We start from the raw sequence: 18,503 nt of genomic DNA, 5'->3' as shown, positions 1-18,503 counted from the left end.
AAGTTTTAGCTAGTTAAGATTAAGGTAAGTATTTGGCAGTAAATTTTGTAGTAATAAATCCTCCGGCAATTGGTAAAATTTTGGATGGATCTTTTGCAACATCTAAACCAGTTGATACGCTAACAACATCATCGCCAGCAAAATCTTTAGAATTAGGATTGATTAAACTTCTAATAGCTGATGCGTGTCTTGCTTCGACTGAAACAATTTTTCCAGCTAGTAGTAAATAGTCGGCACTTTTAATTAGTTTTCCAGCTCCATTATAAGCAGCAACACCTGTGTCTTCAAGTGCTTTTGCTGTAGCTAAAACTTCGTTACGACTGTTAAAATTCATAGCGCCATAATTGAATGCTAAGGAGGGAAGCAGTTGAGTGCTTGGGTCAGGAAGTGCTCCGGTTAAAGCAGCTTTAAAAAAATCTCTGTGAATTACTTCATGGTGATATAAATCAGTTAATACCTGACGTTCAATATCGTTAAAAGTTGAATTGAAACTTGTAGCATTTACAACTTTGGTATAAAAATCAGCTTCTAGTTGTTCTAGAGCATAAGCGTACGTTAATACACCAAAGTCTCCAGATCCTAAATCAAATACTCCATTTTTTATTCCGGGCAGGGTATTGTCCTGCATGTCATTGTCATCATTATTGTCGCTGCAGCCAGCCAAAACCAAACCTGCACTAACTAGTGTTAAGCCGCTGAGCTTAAGAAAGCTCCTTCTGTTATTCAATGAAGGGTCAACTTCATGAATTTTAACTTCGTTTTTCATAATCAAGGTCTTTTAAAAGGTTAATAACATGTATTAAGGTATTAACGAAATTTTATGACATGCGGTTTTAGAAAAAGGATGTTTTTTGAATTTATTTTAAAAAAGGCTTTAGAATTTTAAATAGGAATGTGCGTTTTTTGTTTTATTATCGGTAATTCTACTATATTTGTATTAATTACACAAAATTATTTTTAAATGAAAGCTAAAGCAACTCTAAAACAAATTGCGAAAGAACTTGGTGTTTCTGTATCTACGGTGTCTAAGGCGTTAAATGATAGCCCGGAAATTAGTGAGCAAACGAAGGTGAAGATTAAGGAGTATGCCAAACTCAAAAATTATAAGCCGAATGTTATTGGTCTGAATTTGAAGAATCGTAAAACCAAAACAATTGGTGTAATTATACCTAATATATTGAACTCCTTTTTTGCTAAGGTTTTTAGTGGTATCGAAAAAGTAGCCGATAAAAAAGGATATAATGTAATTACGTGCATTTCGAATGAATCTTTAGAAAAAGAAATTCATACGCTGGAAATGTTGAGCAACGGAACAATCGATGGATTTATTCTTTCGGTTTCTGAGGAAGCTCAGAAATTACAAGATTATAGTCATTTCTCTGCTATTATTAACGATGGTACACCAATCGTTATGTTTGATCGTATTGCAGATGAAGTAGAATGTGACAAAGTTGTAGTAGATGATTTTGATTCGGCTTTAAACTCGACTCAGCATTTAATCAATTTAGGATGTAAAAATATTGCCTTAATTTCTTCGGTAGATAATTTAAGTGTTGGAAAATTGAGAGCTGATGGATATTTGAAAGCTTTAGCAGATAATAATATTCCGGTAAACGAAAAGATCATTCTTCGTACCGATTCTGAAGAAGACATGAAAGCTAAAATTGATGCCATTTTTGACAATAAAATTGATGCCATTTTTGCTTTAGACGAAAATGATTCGGTTGCGGCTTTAAGAGTAAGTTTGAAAAAAGGATACAAAGTTCCTGAAGATATTTCGATAATAGGTTTTGCTGACGGAATTTTGGCTTCAAGACGTTTGTCGCCAAGTTTAACAACGGTAAGTCAACACGGAATTGAAATTGGAGAAGTTGCTGCCAGACAATTAATAAAACGTCTGGAAGAATCGGAAGAAGAAACTTCGGATTATGAAACGATCGTCATTAAAACGAAGTTGAAAGAACGAGAATCGACAAGAAAGAAATAAGTATAAAAAAAACCATCAGTTGAAACTGATGGTTTTTTTATTAATTTTCCTGAATAAACTTAATTAGATAAACAAAAAGAATAATAATAATAAGAGTGATTCTAAAGGTTTTCTGTTGCTTTGCTTTTAGAATGTACCCATCTTTTTTTAATTCCCAAGTAAATAATAATTCAAATAAAGTTCCTTTTGGTTTTAAAATAAAATCTGAAATCTGATAACTTTTATTTACCTTTCTTAATATTTCCTCTTCTTCTTTTTCATTAGCTAATTTAATTGCATTTTCTATTTCCGAAGTATCAACATTTCTATTTGATAATTCATATTTGGCTAGATAAAGCGCATCTCGGTTCCATTTCTTTGGAGAGCCAACAATATTTAAAAGTTCTTGAGTTGTTCTGCTTTTTATAGGAGGTTTAAAATTATCTATCATTCTATCAAAAATTTATTAATGCGCTTCCAGCCAATCTTTACCCATACCCAATTCAACATCTAGAGGAACGCTCATTATAAAAGCATTTTCCATTTCGTGTTTGATCATAGGTTGAATTTTTTCTAATTCGTCTTTGTGTACATCAAACACAAGCTCATCATGAACCTGAAGCAACATTTTAGATTTCCAGTTTTCTTCTTTTAGCTTTTTATGAATGTTGATCATCGCGATTTTAATCACATCGGCAGCACTTCCTTGAATTGGTGCATTTACAGCATTTCGTTCGGCAGCACTTCTAACAACGGCATTTGCTGAGTTAATGTCTTTTAAATAACGACGACGACCTAATATAGTTTGTACGTATCCTTTTTCGCGTGCAAATTCTATTTGCTCCTGAATATATGATTTTAATCTTGGGTAAGTTTTATAATAAGCTTCGATCAACGCAGCACTTTCGCTACGTGATAACGAAGTTTGATTGCTTAATCCGAACGCAGAAACACCGTATATAATTCCGAAGTTTACCGTTTTGGCATTGCTTCTTTGTTCACGCGAAACTTCTTCCAAAGGAACGTCAAAAACTTTGGCTGCGGTTGCTTTATGGATATCTTCTCCGTTTTTGAAAGCCGCAATCATATTTTCTTCTCCGCTTAAAGCGGCAATAATTCTTAATTCAATTTGCGAGTAATCGGCAGAAATTAAAGTATGGTTTTCGTCGCGCGCAACAAAAGCTTTACGAATCTGACGACCTCTTTCGGTACGAATTGGGATATTCTGCAAGTTCGGGTTGTTAGAACTTAAACGACCTGTTGCAGCAACAGTTTGCATATAATCAGTATGAACGCGTTGTGTTTTTTTGTCTACTTGTTCCGGTAAAGCTAAGATGTAAGTAGATTGTAATTTTACCATTTGACGCCAATCCAGAATTTGTTTTACAATTGGGTTGTCATTGGCCAAATAAGTCAAAACTTCTTCGCCAGTCGCATATTGACCTGTTTTGGTTTTCTTTTGTTTTGCTCCGCCAATTTTCATTTTATCAAATAAAACATCTCCCAATTGTTTTGGAGAAGCTAGATTGAATTTCTCACCAGCGGTTTCATAAATTTGCTGTTCTAAAGATTTAATTTCAACATCCATTTCTTTAGACATTGCATTCAGGAATTCAACATCCAAACGAATACCTTCTGTTTCCATAGCGGCTAAAACGCTCACTAACGGAATTTCGATTTCGTCGAATAACTTTTTAGTTTCTGTTTTGTCTAATTCTGTTGTAAAAATTTCTTTTAGTTGTAAAGTAATATCGGCATCTTCGGCAGCATATTCTTTAATTTCTTCAAGCGCAACTTCGCGCATCGAAATTTGATTTTTTCCCTTTTTACCAATCAATTCGTCAATTGGTTTTGGAGCATATTTTAAATATGTTTCAGATAAAATATCCATATTATGACGCATATCCGGATTTATCAAATAATGCGCAATCATGGTGTCAAAAAGTTTTCCTTTTACAGTAATACCATAATTAGAAAGTATTTTTAAATCGTATTTTAAATTCTGACCTATTTTTTCGATGTTTTCATTCTCAAAAAACGGTCTAAATTTCTCTATTAAAACATGAGCTTCTTCTTGGCTTTCCGGAAACGGAACGTAAAATGCTTTTCCTTTTTCATAAGAGAATGCAATCCCTACTAATTCGGCATGCAAAGCATCTAAACCAGTAGTTTCGGTATCAAAACATACAGAAGTTTGGTTTTGTAAATTTTGTAAAAGCAATTTTATTCCTAAATCTCCTTGAATAGCCTGGTAGGAGTGAGGTGTGTTTTCTAAAGTATTATAGAAAGAAGTTCTTGGTGTTTCTGAATCTTCTTCTGTAGAACCACCTCCAAAAAGATCAAATTGATCTTCGTTTTTGGCTTGTGGTTTTTTGTATAATTTCGCGTCAGAAGCTTGCTGTTCGCTTGTTGCTTCACTTGTGTTTCCTGCTTTAAACAGATTGTCAAACTGCTCAGCCATTCTTCTGAATTCTAATTCATTAAAAATAGCATCGGTTTTCTCGATATCAGGACGTGTTAATTCGTAATCGCTTTCATTAAAGTTAACAGGACAATCTAATAATATTGTTGCTAATGTTTTAGAAAGTAATCCTTTCTCTTTGTTAGCTTCAATATTCTCTTTCATTTTTCCTTTTAGCTTATCGGTATTAGCCAAAAGATTTTCCATAGTTCCAAATTCTTTCAAAAGTTTTTTGGCAGTTACTTCTCCAACACCTGGAAGTCCAGGAATATTATCGGCAGCATCGCCCATCATTCCAAGAAAATCGATTACTTGTTCAGGTCTTTCAATTTCAAATTTTGCCAGAACTTCAGGAACTCCCCAAATTTCAATTCCGTTCCCCATACGAGCGGGTTTATACATGAAGATGTTTTCTGAAACCAATTGGGCGAAATCCTTATCAGGAGTTACCATAAAAACTTTGTAGTTTTCTTTTTCGGCCTGTTTTGCAATAGTTCCAATTAAATCATCGGCTTCAAAGCCTGACACTTCAATAATAGGAATGTGCATGGCTTTTAAAAGTTCTTGTATATAAGGTACAGCAATTTTTATTGCATCTGGCGTTACATCACGATTTGCTTTATATTCTGGGAATATTTCGTTACGCATTTGGCTTCCGCCTTTATCAAATGCTACTGCTAAATGATCTGGTTTTTCTCGTTTAATAACATCTAAAAGCGAATTCATGAATCCCATGATTGCCGATGTATCCATTCCTTTTGAGTTAATTCGAGGGTTTTTTATAAAGGCATAATATCCACGAAAAATTAATGCATAAGCATCGAGAAGAAAAAGACGTTTTTGAGTTGACATAAAAAAAATATTAGTCTGTAAAAATAAACAATTGGGTACTCAAAAATTAGACTAATAAGATTTTTTTTCCACCATATAAGTTATATAAGTACATTTTAGTAGAGGCACATCGTTGAGTTGCTAAATCAAGAAGTGTACGCAGGTATTAAAACGTGTTTATGTGACTTCATATAATAAAGAATGTTATTGATTTTTGTAAAGACGCGTTTAAGCGATTCTAATTGTTTAAATGAACTTATATAGCTTATATGATGCAAAAAAAAGGCAAAAAGTTAATGTCTAGTTAAAATATTTAGGTTAGGGGATTTCTTCATTTTGTCTTCATATTACAGGGGTAAATTTGATCTATAAAATAAAAGGTATTAATATTAAAACATAGAAATCATGAGAAATTTATTGATGTTGCTAGTAGCAGTTTTAGGAACAAGTGCCATGGTAAGTGCATTTCCTGCAAAAGGAGTTAAACAAGCTCAGGCTAAAGAGGTAAAAGCAACTCCTGCAAAAGAAGTTAAGGATACAAAACATCCAGAAAAATCTGACAAAAAAGCAAAATCAGAAAAAACTGTAGCTCCAAAAACAGAAGCTCCAAAAGCTAAAAAATAGAACAATACAGTATTAAAAAAATATAAAAAACAAAATTAATTTAAATTTTAAAGTTATGAAAAATCTAGTAATGTTATTAGTAGCAGTTTTAGGAACAAGTGCAATGGTAAGTGCTCAAACAACTCCAGCTCAGGCAACTCCTGCAAAAGAGGTTAAAGCAACTAAACATCATAAAAACAAAGCTGATAAAAAAATGAAGTCAGAAGCTCCAAAAGCAGAAACTCCAAAAGCAAAATAAGAAAAAGGTTATTATAAAGTAAAAAGTTAGATCATTTAAAAATTAGAAATCATGAGAAATTTATTTATAGTATTAGCAGCGGTTTTAGGAACAAGCGCAATGGTAAGTGCTCAAACAACTCCAGCTCAGGCAGCACCTGCAAAAGAAGTTAAAGCAACTAAACACCATAAAAACAAAGCTGACAAAAAAACAAAATCAGAAAAAAGTGAAGCTCCAAAAGCAGAAACAACTAAAATGAAATAAGAATTGTTTTTGTTTTGCTTTCGAAGAATTGTAAAGGAAGTAAAACTGAAGTAATGGTTATGGAGAATGCGGTTGAAGAAAGCTGGTAAAGAAATTTATCAGCTTTTTTTGTTTCGTTAATTTTTTAATAATAAGCAACAAGATTTTTTATAATTGTTTAAATTTAGTTGCGCTTAAACATTGTGTTATGAATATTTTGATTGTTGAAGATAATAAGGAACTTGCTGTAGAAGTTTATGATTTTTTGTGTAATACGGGATATGTTTGCAAAATTGCCCATAATTGCAGCGACGCTTTGGAGGAGGTGAGTAGTAATGATTATGATGCGATGTTGCTTGATCTTGGTTTGCCTGACGGAGATGGTTTTGAGGTTTTGAAAACGGTTCGAAAAACCAAATCAAAAATGGCGGTTATTGTATTAACGGCACGTGGTGAATTAGACGATAGAATAAACGGACTGCATCTGGGTGCCGATGATTATTTGACAAAACCTTTTGCTTTAACAGAACTTAGTGCACGATTGTTTGCTGTTATACGCAGAATTCATGGTTTTACTTTGAATAATTTGAGTATACACGGATTTTTGCTACAACTTCAGGATTATAAAGTTAGTTATAGTGAAACTCCTATTAGTTTGACTAAAAAAGAATTTGATATCTTTCAATATTTGGTTTTGAATAAAAATCGAGTAATTACCAGATTACAATTGACGGAACATATTTGGGGAGATATTCTGGAGGTTAATTCAGATTCTAATTTTATAGATGTTCACGTTCGAAATCTTCGAAAAAAACTGGACAAACATACTGCTATCGATTGGTTCGAAACGGTGAGAAATGTTGGTTATCGTATAAATGAATAAATAGATTATTGTGAAGATAAAACATCAGCTGGCTATTTTTAATGCATTGACACGTTTGTTAGTCATTGTGGTTTTATGGTTAATGCTTCCAATATTGGTCGAAAATGTTGTTTATCGCCACATTAATAATGGATTGCTAGAGAAGAAACAAAAATTTATTGATCATTTAGACCGAAATGAAATTAATGATTTTATCGAAAATTCAGATGATTCGACTGAAACCTATTCGCAATTTTCGACCTTACATAGCGAGTTTTTAGTGCTTTCTAAATCACCCGTAAAATCCAATCAAAAGAAAGCTGTTTTTACAAACGAATATCGAATTATTGAAGGTGAAGAGAATGAATATAGAATTCTTCAATATCATTTTGTGTTCGATAATCAGGGTTATCAGTTAGAAATAGGAAGTAGTCTTGAAGAAGTAAAAGATCTTGTTTTTATTATTAAGTTCTTTATTTTAATTGTTTTTGTCGTTATATTATTCATTACTTTTTTGGCAGATACTTTTTATATAGAGTATTTACTCAAGCCTTTTTACAAAATTATCGATACCAAAATAAGGCGAGTCAACGAACCTGAGGCTTTTGATCATACACCCATAAAAGCAAGATCAAGAGATTTTAGAGAGCTAGATTCTGTTTTAAATCAAATGATGGATCGTATCTCGGAGCTTTTCAAAAAAGAAAAACAATTTATTTCTAATGTTTCTCATGAGTTGCTTACGCCTATTGCTTTGCTTAAAAATAAGTTCGAGAATTTACTTCAAAATGATTCTTTAGATGATAATGCTTTCGATAAAATTGCAGGATCTCTGAGAACATTAGATATGCTCAAGAAAATCATCAATAATTTATTGTTGATTTCAAGAATCGAAAATAATCAGTACGAGGCAAATGAAAGTGTAAATTTTCATGAGCTTATTACAGATCTGGTGGAAGATTTACAAGATCGAATTGAAGATCGTGAGATTCAGCTTTTCAACAAAATGGAACATGATTATGTTTTTACAGGAAATAAAACTTTAATTCATATTCTGATTTACAATTTGGTAACGAACGCCATAAAATACAATAAACCTAACGGACATATTATAATTGAAGATGGTTTTTTAGACGATCGTTATTTTATTTCTATTACAGATTCTGGAATTGGAATGAATGCTTCTCAGATCGAAAGTATATTTAATCGCTTTGCACGAATAAGTTCAGAGCAAGATGGTCAGGGTTTAGGTCTTGCTATTGCTGATAGTATTGCTTCATTTCATCATATCGAAATTAAGGTGACTTCCCAAATGAATGAGGGAACAATATTTACGCTTTTATTCCCGGAAGCCATAAAACATAATTAAAAGTTAATTTTTCAGGACTAGGCTAATCTTCATTTGATCTTCATTTAGTGAATATATCTTTGAGGTATAATAAATGAAAATAATAATAATCATAAATCTACAATCATGAAAAAATTAGTAATGTTAGCAGTGGCTATTTTAGGAACAACTGCAATGGTAAGCGCTCAAACAACTCCAGCTCAAACAACTCCAGTAAAAGAAGCTAAAGCTCCTAAAAAAGACAAAAAAGCGGATAAAAAAGCTAAAAAAGCAGAAGCAGCTAAACCTGAGGCAGCAAAAGCTCAAAAATAAAACGACATAGTTTACACCTGTAAACATTGTTGTGGATTAAAAGGTTTTAAAAAATTTGGTAGAGAAAAAGCTGGTAGAGAAATCTATCAGCTTTTTGTTCTTATTTGAGTTAAATTTTTGGTAATAAAAAGAAATAAAATTTTCATTCTTTGTTACTTTGCTTAAAACTATAACTAATGATCATTCGTTTTGTAATTCTATGTGCTCTTTTCTTATTTATTGAGTTCTATTCTTATCAAGCCTTTCGTACCTTAATTAAATTAAGATGGGTTTTGGTTAGCTATCAGGTTATAAGTTTGCTTATCTTGATTTTTATAATCTATTCTTTCTCGCAAGTAGATCGTTCTGTTGGACAAACGAAACAGTTTATGTTTACAACAGGATTAATGCTGCTGGTTTATGTTCCTAAAATTGTAATGACTCTTGTTTTATTTGGAGAAGATATTTTTAGAGTTGGAGCCAGTATCTTAAATTATTTTATTTATAATGCTCCTCGCAAAGAAATGATGCCAGAAAGACGAAAGTTTGTGAGTCAGATTGCTTTAGGTTTGGCGGCAGTTCCTTTTTTGTCATTGATTTACGGAATATTTGAAGGGAAGTATAATTTTAAAGTGATTAAACAAACTGTATTCTTCCCGGATTTACCTGATGCTTTTGACGGTTTTAAAATAACTCAAATTTCAGATGTTCATAGTGGGAGTTTTGACAATCCTGAGAAAATAAATTATGCGATCGATTTGATTAATGAGCAAGAGGCAGATTTGATTTTGTTTACAGGAGATATTGTAAATACACATGCTAAAGAAATGCATCCGTGGTTGGATACTTTTAATAGAATTAAGGAGTATAAATACGGAAAGTTCGCGGTTTTAGGAAACCATGATTATGGCGAATATGTTACTTGGCCTTCTGAAAAAGAGAAAGATGAGAACTTTGTGGCAATTAAAAATCTTTATGGTCAAATAGGGTTTGATCTTATGTTGAACGAACATACCTACATTCAAAAAGGCGATGATAAAATTGCATTAATTGGAGTGGAGAATTGGGGACAGAATTTTAAAAAAGCAGGAGATTTAAATAAAGCCTCTCAAAACGTGCATCAGGACGATTTTAAAGTATTAATGAGTCATGATCCAAGTCATTGGGAATATGAGATAAAAAATCATCCTAAAAACTTTCATTTAACATTATCAGGGCATACGCATGGTATGCAATTTGGAATTGAAATTCCAGGATATTTTAAATGGAGTTTAGCACAATATATTTACAAGCAATGGGCGGGACTATATGAGAATGTAGGGCGATATGTTTATGTTAACCGCGGATTTGGTTTTCATGCGTACCCAGGTAGAGTTGGTATTATGCCCGAAATAACAGTCATTGAACTAAAAAAAGGCAACAGTGTGGCTTAATTCGTTAAAAATGCTACATTTGTATATAATTATCTCTTTTTAAAAGATTAAAAGAATTAAATTTTTGGTTTTATGTCAAAATTTGGAGAACTTATAAATGCTCAAGTTCCAGTGTTAATTGATTTTTACACCGATTGGAACGAATCATCTGTATCAATGCATCCGGTAATTAAGGATGTTGCGGCGGCGCTAGGCGATAAAGCCAAAGTCATCAAAATTGATGTGGATAAAAATCAGGAATTGGCAGAAGCACTTCGTATTAAAGGGCTTCCTACTTTAATGATTTACAAGGAAGGACAAATGATCTGGAGGCAATCAGGAGAACTTGATGCCAATACAATTATAGGAATTGTCCAGGAGCAGTTTAGTAATTTATAGAATACTCTTCTTAAGGGCATTATTTAATGAATAATGTCGAATGTATACCCATTTTCTTTTAAAAAATGCAAGGTTTTAGGTAGTGCAAATTTTAAATTTGGCGACGCCTTTATGCTGTCATGAAATACAATTACACTTCCTGATTTTACATTTTTAGTCACATTTTCAAGACATTTTTCCGGAGTGATAGATTGGTCAAAATCTGCACTTAAAACATCCCACATAATAATCTTATAGCCTAGTTTTCTTAAGATTCTAGATTGGGCCTTTTTTATTTTGCCATAAGGTGGGCGAAATATAAGATTACATGTTTTTTCTTCTTCCAGAACTGCTGCGCAATTCTTTATGTTTTCAATATAATCATCATTGTTGCTTTTCCATCCATTAACATGATTCATGGTGTGGTTGCCAATAGAATGACCTTCGGTAATTAATTTTTCGAATAAAGCTAAGTTTGCTTTTATGTTTTTTCCAATACAAAAGAAAGTTGCCTTTGCATCAAACTTTTTCAATTCAGATAAGACCCAGTCTGTAATCTCTGGTGTAGGGCCATCATCAAACGTTAGGTATATTTTCTTTTCATTGTTCGGAATGTCCCAACAATATTTAGAAAACACCATTTTTATGAATGAATTTGTTTTTACCCAGTAAAAGCTCATTTTAATTTGATTTACAGATATGTAAAATTAAAAAATGCAGCGCTATAAATCAAATAGCGCTGCATTTTTTTAATCATTATATTTTTCGTATATTATTATTCTTTTTCTCTGCCAAAACGTTCGAAAACATTTACATAAGTATTAAAAGTTACTTTGTGTTTTTCGTAGAAAGCTGTGTCTTTGTTTTCTTGCATAACCTGCAACAAACTTCTGTATCGCTCAATATCAGTAATAATATCAATAGCCAGGTCAGTTTGATCGCTAGGACTCAATGTTGCGTAATAGTTTAATTCTTCTTTATATTTCTGAACTAATTTATTTAGCAAATCATGTGCTTTTGCGGTTTCTCCAACTTTATAGTATCCTCCCGCAAAAGGTTCAACTAAAGAATAGTATCCAAATTTGTCTAACGGCATTTTTGTCATGGCTAAATTGATAATATTCTTAGCCTTGTCAATTTTACCTTCGGCAATAAGTTGATTCATTAAACGCGATAAATTGGTGCGATATGTAATGCTATTTCTTCTCGTTTCAGGATCATGATAAATTTTATCACTTTCGCTATTACCCCAATCCCATTTCATTACAATATTGTACATTTTTTCGGAGTCAATTTGTCCCATGTCCATTGGTCCACCATCTTTTGAAGGTACGTTTTTAACAGGAACCAATTTGTAAACCATTCCGTCTAATTGCAGGTAATCTTTTAACCATAAATAATCTTCATCGTCAAAAGCTCCGCCACTAAAGTAAATTGGTCTTTTCCAATTGTTATTGGCTAAGATATCCAGCATTATTAAACGGTTTTTGTACAATGCACTTCCTTTAATGTCAATATCGATGTAAGGAACAATAGAATCGTAATATTTAGGATTTACAACTTTATTTTTAATGATTGTTTCTTTGTCAACATTAACCCTAATTTTATTAGTAGGATAAAAATGAATTGTTTGTCCGTTTTGTAATCCTACAGTTGATTTTGGGTTTTTAATAAAGTCAATTAAGTCTTTAATATTCCAACGTGTTTCAATTTTTTGAATATAAGCAACGTAGTCAAGATTATCTCCTACATATTGATCGTGCGTAAATGATATTGGCAACGGATCAGATTCGTATGCTTTAGCTTTCATTTGATCAATGTACCAGTCTGTATTAACTAAACTTGTATTTACGATTTTAACATCGGTTCTAATGTGCTCAATTTCCTGGGCGTACCATAATGGGAAAGTGTCATTATCTCCAATAGTAAATAAAATAGCGTTTTTATCGCAAGAGTTTAGGTAAGCTTTGGCCATTGCAACTGCAGTATATCTTCCTGATCTGTCATGATCATCCCAGTTTTGAGAAGCCATTAAAACAGGAGCGGCAAGTAAACTTGCGGCAATAATAACAGGTCCGGCAATTTTAGGAGCAATGTATTTCTGTATACTTTCGTAGAGAGAATAAACTCCAAAACCTATCCAGATTGCAAATACGTAAAAAGATCCTACAAGAGCATAATCTCTTTCACGAGGTTCAAAAGGTCGCTCGTTAAGGTAAATTTTTAATGCAATTCCCGTAAATAAAAATAATGCCAAGAGTACATAAAAACTCTTAAGGTCTTTATTTGCATGGTACATTATTCCAATAATTCCAAGAATAAACGGCAAGAAAAAGTAAACATTTCTACCTTTATTATTTAAAACATCAGATGGTAAGTTGTCCTGTGAGCCAAGATGTACAGAGTCAAGAATTTTGATTCCGCTAATCCAGTTTCCATCAAGATTGTCATATTTTCCTTGAATGTCACTTTGACGTCCAACAAAATTCCACATTAAATATCTCCAATACATATATCCAAATTGGTATTCGAACATAAAACTGAAATTATCTACAGTTGTTGGTTTCTCAATAATTAAATACTGACTGTAACTTCTTAAGAATTTTACATATCCTTCGTTGTCGATTTGTTTTTGAGCGTATGCTTTTTTGAATTCAGAAACGGTTTTTTCAACTTCATTTCTCAATTGAGCAGTAGCTTTGTTGTATTCATCTTCGCTTAATTGGCTCGCGTCAATTCCGTATTTAGCCAAATCATCTTCGTAATCATAGTTAGGATTTATCTTGAATTTAGGAGGATTTGTAAAGCTTATATAGTTTTGAATGTGTCCGGTTTCAGTACTCCACATTCTTGGCAGAATCGTTTTTTGATTGTCGTCGCTGTTCTGATTTGCGTTTTTATAGTTGTTGGTAATAATGTATTTACCAGTTTTATAATCTCTTTCGTAGTTCGGTTTTTTGTCTGAATACGGGTTTTTCGCATCAAGACCCGCAAAAACTTCTGTGTATTGAGGTCCGTAGAATAATGGGTTTACACCATATTGTTCACGATTATAGTAAGCTAGTACCTCGGCAGCATCAGAAGGTTTGTTCTCGTTGATAACTGTGTTAGCGTTAGCACGAACAGGTAGCATCATCCATGTTGAGAAACCAATAAATATAAATAATACACAAAGTATTATAGTGTTGTAGAAAATTAACCCTTTTTGCTTAGTGTATTTTAATCCAAAGTAAAAGAAAGCAATTAAAACTAATGCTACAAAAATAGTTCCTGAGTTAAATGGTAGTCCAAAACTATTTACCATGAAAACTTCGGTGTCTGCAAATGCTTCCATTGTTAATGGTAAAAGCAATTTGAAAATAAATAATAAAATTCCAATTACGACAACATTGGCAATAAGAAAGTTTTTAATTGTAACTTTTTCATAATGTTTAAAGTAGTAAAGAAATCCTATTGAAGGAATGGTTAATAAAGCCATAAAGTGAACTCCAAACGAAAGTCCTACAACTAGCGAAATAAGTAGTAACCATTTGTTTCCTTTAGGTTTGTCCATGTCTTGCTCCCAACGTAGACCAAGCCAGAAAAGTAATGCAATTAATAAAGATGCCATTGCATAAACCTCGGCTTCAACAGCGTTAAACCAAAAGCTATCAGAGAAAGTATAAGCAAGTGCTCCAACAAAAGAGCTTCCTAAAATAACAATAGAATTATTTTGATTAATTTCTGAGAATCGCTCTATAATTTTTTTCAAAATCATAGATGAAGACCAAAACATGAATAGAATTGTAAAGGCACTTGAGAAAACAGACATCATATTGACCATTAAAGCTACATGTTGATCATCTGTCGCAAACATGGCAAAAAATGCACCCATCATTTGGAATAAAGGAGCTCCGGGAGGATGTCCGACTTCTAGTTTGGCGGCTGTGGCAATGTATTCGCCACAATCCCAAAAGCTCATAGTTGGTTCAACTGTTAATGTATAGGTAATTAAAGCGATTGCAAATGCAAACCAACCAATAATTGTATTCCATTTATTGAAATTGAATTGTGCCATATTTAGGTGTTATAATTTTGTATGTTTTATATCCTACAAAGAAAATGTTTTTTTGTTTAAGGAGAAGTGCATTAACATAAAATTCTAAAAAAGTATTTGTTTGTTATAATATATTGTTTGTTAAATGGTTGCGTGGATATTATCGATTTTCAGGAAGAAAAATGAAAAAAAAATGAATTTTTTTGGCTAAAAAGTTTGTGCAAACTAAAAAAAGCTCTAAATTTGCACTCGCTTAACAGCAACGCTGGTCTATGGTGTAATGGTAACACAACTGTTTTTGGTGCAGTCTTTCAAGGTTCGAGTCCTTGTAGACCAACGAAAAAAGCCTCTCAAATGAGAGGCTTTTTTATTAATTGAAAAAAAATTTGCGTAAACTAAAAAAAGTTTTAATTTTGCGCTCGCTTAACCGCTTTTATTGGTCTATGGTGTAATGGTAACACAACTGTTTTTGGTGCAGTCTTTCAAGGTTCGAGTCCTTGTAGACCAACATAAAAAGCCTCTCATTTGAGAGGCTTTTTTTTATGGAATAAATTTTATGCAGAAATCTTAAATCTGTAAGCTCTTAAAATTCGGAAAACGGTAATCTTTTGCTTTGAGTTTTTTTATTGTTGAAAATGTTTCCAGTATTGAATAGTATGATTGTTGCTTAGAAGTGTTATTTTTTCGATCTTTAGTGTCTGTTTATCAGTATTTTGTATAAATTTGATAAGATAAAAATATAGCGCTAAATTTTTATTTTTACGGAATAATAATTTTAAAATTAACAATTATGAATAATTTAAAAAAAATGAATTTTACAGAGTTAAGTTCTTCTGAAATGAAACAAGTGCAAGGGGGCGACTTGAGTGACTTGTTGAAGGATTTGCTTAAGATAATTAGTATTGAAGATGCAGCTGCGTCTGTCGGTATGACTGTGCAACAAGTGCGTGATTTGCTAGGGTTGTAATAGAAATTGAAAGATGTTATCAATTTTCTTATGTCTAATTTATAAAAAAAAGCTTCTTTATTGAGAAGCTTTTGTGTTTATAGTTTTTCAAGAACTGTTTATATTTTAAATGTAATAACAGGTTTTATAGCATGATTTACTAATCCTTCGCTAATGCTTCCGTTAAAAAAGTGCGCGAAACCAGTTCGTCCATGCGTGCACATTCCGATAATATCAGTGTTTATACTATTAGAGAAATTGATAATTCCTTTTTCGATATTTGTGTCGTTGTAGATTTGAGTTGAGTAATTGGTTAGATTGAATTCGGATACAAAATTATTTATGGCTTTCTCGATTTCGTGTGTTGGTTTAAAGCTGTTTGGTGTGCAAATTGTTACTAAATGAATTTTTGAATCAAAGATTTTGGTGAAACTTAGAAATTTTTCAAAAGGTTTTTTTGCTTCTGCTGAAAAATCTGAAGCGAAAACAATGTTCTCGGCATTAAAATTTAAGATGTTTTTTTTGATTATTAAAACTGGACTTTCGGAATTGCGAACAACTTTTTCTGTGTTAGAGCCTATAAGTAATTCTTCGATTCCTGAAGATCCGTGTGATCCCATTACGATTAAATCTATATTGTAGTCTTTGCTAACTTGTGCGATGCCGTGAATTGGCTTGTCCATTTTTACGATTTCTGTAATTTGAATTCCGTCCAGATAAGATCTGGAGGCAACTTCATCCAGCATTTCGTTGGCTTTTTTCATGAAAAGCATGGTCTCTGGAATACTTGCGCCGCCAAGAACTGCATCGTTCATTTGGCTGGGAAGTTCTAACATGTGTAAGATGATAATTTCGGAGTTATTTTTCTTTGCAATTTGAGATGCAACTTTAAGGGCGTCTTCGGCATGTTCAGAGAAGTCGGTTGGTACTAAAATTCGTTTCATGATTTTTAAGGGGTTAAAATGTGAAAATCTGTAATTTTAATGCTCTCATAAAGATAAGAAATATTTTTAGAGCAATCTATTTATTTTGATTTATAAAAAAAACACTATATTTGCACCGTTATTTATTAAAATCTAAATAATGAGGGGACTAAGTGTCCCCTCTTTTTATAAAATTATGACATTTAAAGAAAAAGTAAACGGATTAATTACAGAAGCTCTTCTGGATAAGCCATCAATATTTTTGATTGATCTGGCGATATCAGATTCTTTTAAGATTAGTGTTGGTTTAGATGGTGATAATGGAGTGGCGTTGCAAGATTGTATTGATGTGAGTCGTGCAATTGAGAATAATCTGGATCGTGAAGAGCAAGATTTTTCGCTTGAAGTAGCATCGGTAGGAGTAGGATCACCTTTGAAAATGACAAGACAATACATCAAAAATATTGGTAGAACATTGATTGTTACTACAAATACTGAAAAAATTGAAGCAGAATTGGTGGAAGCTAACGATGTTTTTATAATTTTGTCTTGGAAAGCAAGAGAACCGAAAAAAGTAGGAAAAGGAAAAGAAACAGTTCAAAAAGAGCAACAAATACCTTATACAGAAATTAAAGAGGCAATTGTTACAGTAACATTTTAATTAAAGAATTCGCATGGAAAATTTAGCATTAATCGATTCATTCTCAGAGTTTAAAGATAATAAACTTATTGATCGTGTAACGCTTATGGCAATTTTAGAGGACGTGTTTAGAAATGCATTAAAGAAAAAATACGGTTCTGATGATAATTTCGATATCATTATAAATCCTGATAAAGGAGATATGGAGATATGGAGAAGAAGAGTAATTGTTGCTGACGAAGATCTTGATTTTGAAAATGAGGAGATTACTTTGACTGAGGCAAGAATGATTGAGGCGGATTTTGAAATCGGTGAAGAGGTTTCTGAAGAAGTTAAATTGATTGATCTTGGAAGAAGAGCTATTTTGGCTTTACGTCAAAACTTAATATCTAAAATTCACGAACACGATAATACAAATCTTTACAAGCAATTTAAAGATATTATTGGTGATATTTATACTGCCGAAGTGCATCACGTGCGTCCTAGAGTAGTTATCTTAGTTGATGACGAAGGAAACGAAATTGTACTTCCGAAAGAAAAACAAATTCCGTCTGACTTTTTCCGTAAAGGAGATAATGTTCGTGGAATTATTGAAAGCGTTGAATTAAAAGGAAATAAACCTCAGATTATTATGTCTAGAACTTCTGAGAAGTTTTTAGAAAAATTATTTGAACAAGAAATTCCTGAAGTTTTCGACGGATTGATTACGGTTAAAAATGTAGTGCGTATCCCTGGTGAAAAAGCAAAAGTAGCGGTAGACTCTTATGATGATAGAATCGATCCTGTTGGAGCTTGCGTAGGTATGAAAGGATCTCGTATTCACGGAATTGTTCGTGAATTAGGAAACGAAAATATCGATGTAATCAATTATACAAGCAATATTCAATTGTTTATTACAAGAGCATTAAGCCCTGCTAAAGTTTCTTCTATCAAAATTGATGAAGAAAACAAAAGAGCTGAAGTTTTCTTGAAATTAGAAGAAGTTTCTAAAGCAATTGGTAGAGGTGGTCATAATATTAAATTAGCGGGTCAGTTAACGGGTTACGAGTTAGATGTTATCAGAGAAGGTGATGTTGCTAGTGGCGAAGATGATGACGTTGAATTAACTGAGTTTTCAGATGAAATTGAAGGCTGGGTTATCGAAGAATTTGCAAAAATTGGTTTAGATACAGCTAGAAGTATCTTAAAGCAAGAAGTAGAAGATTTAGTAAGAAGAACAGATTTAGAAGAGGAAACGATTCTTGATGTTATGAAAATACTAAAAGAAGAGTTTGATAGCTAGTTATCTGCTCTAACAACACAACGAAAAAGGTAATAATAAAAAG

At 32.5% G+C, this 18,503-nt stretch carries 18 protein-coding genes and 2 tRNA genes; 14 read left to right on the top strand and 6 right to left on the bottom strand.

The genetic code is table 11. The features are described 5' to 3' along the window. Nucleotides 1-19: 19 nt before the first annotated feature. The gene (locus IW18_RS04545) at nucleotides 20-766 is read right to left on the bottom strand and encodes a ferritin-like domain-containing protein (protein WP_041516397.1); all 747 of its coding nucleotides are present in this window, start codon (nucleotides 764-766) and stop codon (nucleotides 20-22) included. Between the two features lie 195 nt (nucleotides 767-961). Between IW18_RS04545 and IW18_RS04540 the strand changes: the two genes are divergently transcribed. Beyond that, the gene (locus IW18_RS04540; RefSeq protein WP_041516396.1) at nucleotides 962-1,987 is read left to right on the top strand and encodes a LacI family DNA-binding transcriptional regulator; all 1,026 of its coding nucleotides are present in this window, start codon (nucleotides 962-964) and stop codon (nucleotides 1,985-1,987) included. A gap of 40 nt (nucleotides 1,988-2,027) precedes the next feature. Here IW18_RS04540 and IW18_RS04535 read toward each other — a convergent pair whose 3' ends face one another. Together IW18_RS04535 and polA are read right to left on the bottom strand one after the other, a co-directional pair. Then, entirely contained in the window at nucleotides 2,028-2,417 is a 390-nt protein-coding gene (locus tag IW18_RS04535) for a hypothetical protein (protein WP_041516395.1), read from the bottom strand. 15 nt (nucleotides 2,418-2,432) lie between these two features. After that, nucleotides 2,433-5,279: a DNA polymerase I gene (polA, locus tag IW18_RS04530; RefSeq protein WP_041516394.1), complete on the bottom strand. Its 2,847-nt coding sequence runs from the start codon at nucleotides 5,277-5,279 to the stop codon at nucleotides 2,433-2,435. Between the two features lie 384 nt (nucleotides 5,280-5,663). Here polA and IW18_RS04525 point away from each other — a divergent pair, with 384 nt between their 5' ends. The 8 genes from IW18_RS04525 to IW18_RS04490 all read left to right on the top strand — a co-directional run bounded on the left by IW18_RS04525 (nucleotide 5,664) and on the right by IW18_RS04490 (nucleotide 10,654). Beyond that, nucleotides 5,664-5,882, top strand: coding sequence for a hypothetical protein (locus IW18_RS04525; RefSeq protein ID WP_041516393.1), 219 nt, complete (start codon nucleotides 5,664-5,666; stop codon nucleotides 5,880-5,882). Between the two features lie 55 nt (nucleotides 5,883-5,937). Beyond that, entirely contained in the window at nucleotides 5,938-6,120 is a 183-nt protein-coding gene (locus IW18_RS04520; RefSeq protein WP_041516392.1) for a hypothetical protein, read from the top strand. Nucleotides 6,121-6,171: 51 nt separating this feature from the next. Further along, complete coding sequence (locus IW18_RS04515; RefSeq protein WP_041516391.1) at nucleotides 6,172-6,363, top strand: hypothetical protein; 192 nt, start codon at nucleotides 6,172-6,174, stop codon at nucleotides 6,361-6,363. Between the two features lie 187 nt (nucleotides 6,364-6,550). Next, on the top strand, nucleotides 6,551-7,225 hold the full coding sequence (locus tag IW18_RS04510) for a response regulator transcription factor (RefSeq protein WP_041516390.1): 675 nt from the start codon (nucleotides 6,551-6,553) through the stop codon (nucleotides 7,223-7,225). 10 nt (nucleotides 7,226-7,235) lie between these two features. Next, nucleotides 7,236-8,573, top strand: coding sequence for a sensor histidine kinase (locus IW18_RS04505; RefSeq protein ID WP_240475530.1), 1,338 nt, complete (start codon nucleotides 7,236-7,238; stop codon nucleotides 8,571-8,573). 105 nt (nucleotides 8,574-8,678) lie between these two features. Beyond that, nucleotides 8,679-8,864 carry a hypothetical protein gene (locus IW18_RS04500; protein ID WP_041516388.1) on the top strand — a complete coding sequence of 62 codons (186 nt, stop codon included), beginning with the start codon at nucleotides 8,679-8,681 and terminating at the stop codon, nucleotides 8,862-8,864. Between the two features lie 176 nt (nucleotides 8,865-9,040). Beyond that, nucleotides 9,041-10,276 carry a metallophosphoesterase gene (locus IW18_RS04495; protein WP_041516387.1) on the top strand — a complete coding sequence of 412 codons (1,236 nt, stop codon included), beginning with the start codon at nucleotides 9,041-9,043 and terminating at the stop codon, nucleotides 10,274-10,276. Nucleotides 10,277-10,348: 72 nt separating this feature from the next. Continuing rightward, nucleotides 10,349-10,654, top strand: coding sequence for a thioredoxin family protein (locus tag IW18_RS04490; RefSeq protein ID WP_041516386.1), 306 nt, complete (start codon nucleotides 10,349-10,351; stop codon nucleotides 10,652-10,654). 23 nt (nucleotides 10,655-10,677) lie between these two features. Here the strand turns inward: IW18_RS04490 and IW18_RS04485 are convergent, their stop codons facing one another. Both IW18_RS04485 and IW18_RS04480 read right to left on the bottom strand, forming a co-directional pair. Continuing rightward, on the bottom strand, nucleotides 10,678-11,313 hold the full coding sequence (locus IW18_RS04485) for a polysaccharide deacetylase family protein (protein ID WP_041516385.1): 636 nt from the start codon (nucleotides 11,311-11,313) through the stop codon (nucleotides 10,678-10,680). Between the two features lie 95 nt (nucleotides 11,314-11,408). Next, nucleotides 11,409-14,690, bottom strand: coding sequence for a protein O-mannosyl-transferase family (locus IW18_RS04480; RefSeq protein ID WP_041516384.1), 3,282 nt, complete (start codon nucleotides 14,688-14,690; stop codon nucleotides 11,409-11,411). Between the two features lie 245 nt (nucleotides 14,691-14,935). Here IW18_RS04480 and IW18_RS04475 point away from each other — a divergent pair. From IW18_RS04475 to IW18_RS23170, 3 genes are all read left to right on the top strand, one after another. Then, a tRNA-Gln gene (locus IW18_RS04475) sits at nucleotides 14,936-15,006 on the top strand. Between the two features lie 100 nt (nucleotides 15,007-15,106). Then, nucleotides 15,107-15,177: transfer RNA gene (locus IW18_RS04470), tRNA-Gln, on the top strand. Between the two features lie 282 nt (nucleotides 15,178-15,459). After that, on the top strand, nucleotides 15,460-15,636 hold the full coding sequence (locus IW18_RS23170; protein ID WP_160113215.1) for a hypothetical protein: 177 nt from the start codon (nucleotides 15,460-15,462) through the stop codon (nucleotides 15,634-15,636). A 98-nt stretch (nucleotides 15,637-15,734) separates the two neighbouring features. Here the strand turns inward: IW18_RS23170 and IW18_RS04465 are convergent, their stop codons facing one another. After that, complete coding sequence (locus tag IW18_RS04465) at nucleotides 15,735-16,559, bottom strand: universal stress protein (protein WP_041516383.1); 825 nt, start codon at nucleotides 16,557-16,559, stop codon at nucleotides 15,735-15,737. A 175-nt stretch (nucleotides 16,560-16,734) separates the two neighbouring features. On the opposite strand from IW18_RS04465, the gene rimP reads away from it, so the two are divergent. Together rimP and nusA are read left to right on the top strand one after the other, a co-directional pair. Continuing rightward, nucleotides 16,735-17,199: a ribosome assembly cofactor RimP gene (gene rimP, locus IW18_RS04460; RefSeq protein ID WP_041516784.1), complete on the top strand. Its 465-nt coding sequence runs from the start codon at nucleotides 16,735-16,737 to the stop codon at nucleotides 17,197-17,199. A gap of 13 nt (nucleotides 17,200-17,212) precedes the next feature. Next, entirely contained in the window at nucleotides 17,213-18,460 is a 1,248-nt protein-coding gene (gene nusA / locus IW18_RS04455) for a transcription termination factor NusA (RefSeq protein ID WP_041516381.1), read from the top strand. Nucleotides 18,461-18,503: the final 43 nt, after the last annotated feature.

This window comes from Flavobacterium hibernum (assembly GCF_000832125.1).
Classification (GTDB): Bacteria; Bacteroidota; Bacteroidia; order Flavobacteriales; family Flavobacteriaceae; genus Flavobacterium; species Flavobacterium hibernum.
This window is presented reverse-complemented; position numbering and strand designations above follow the sequence as displayed.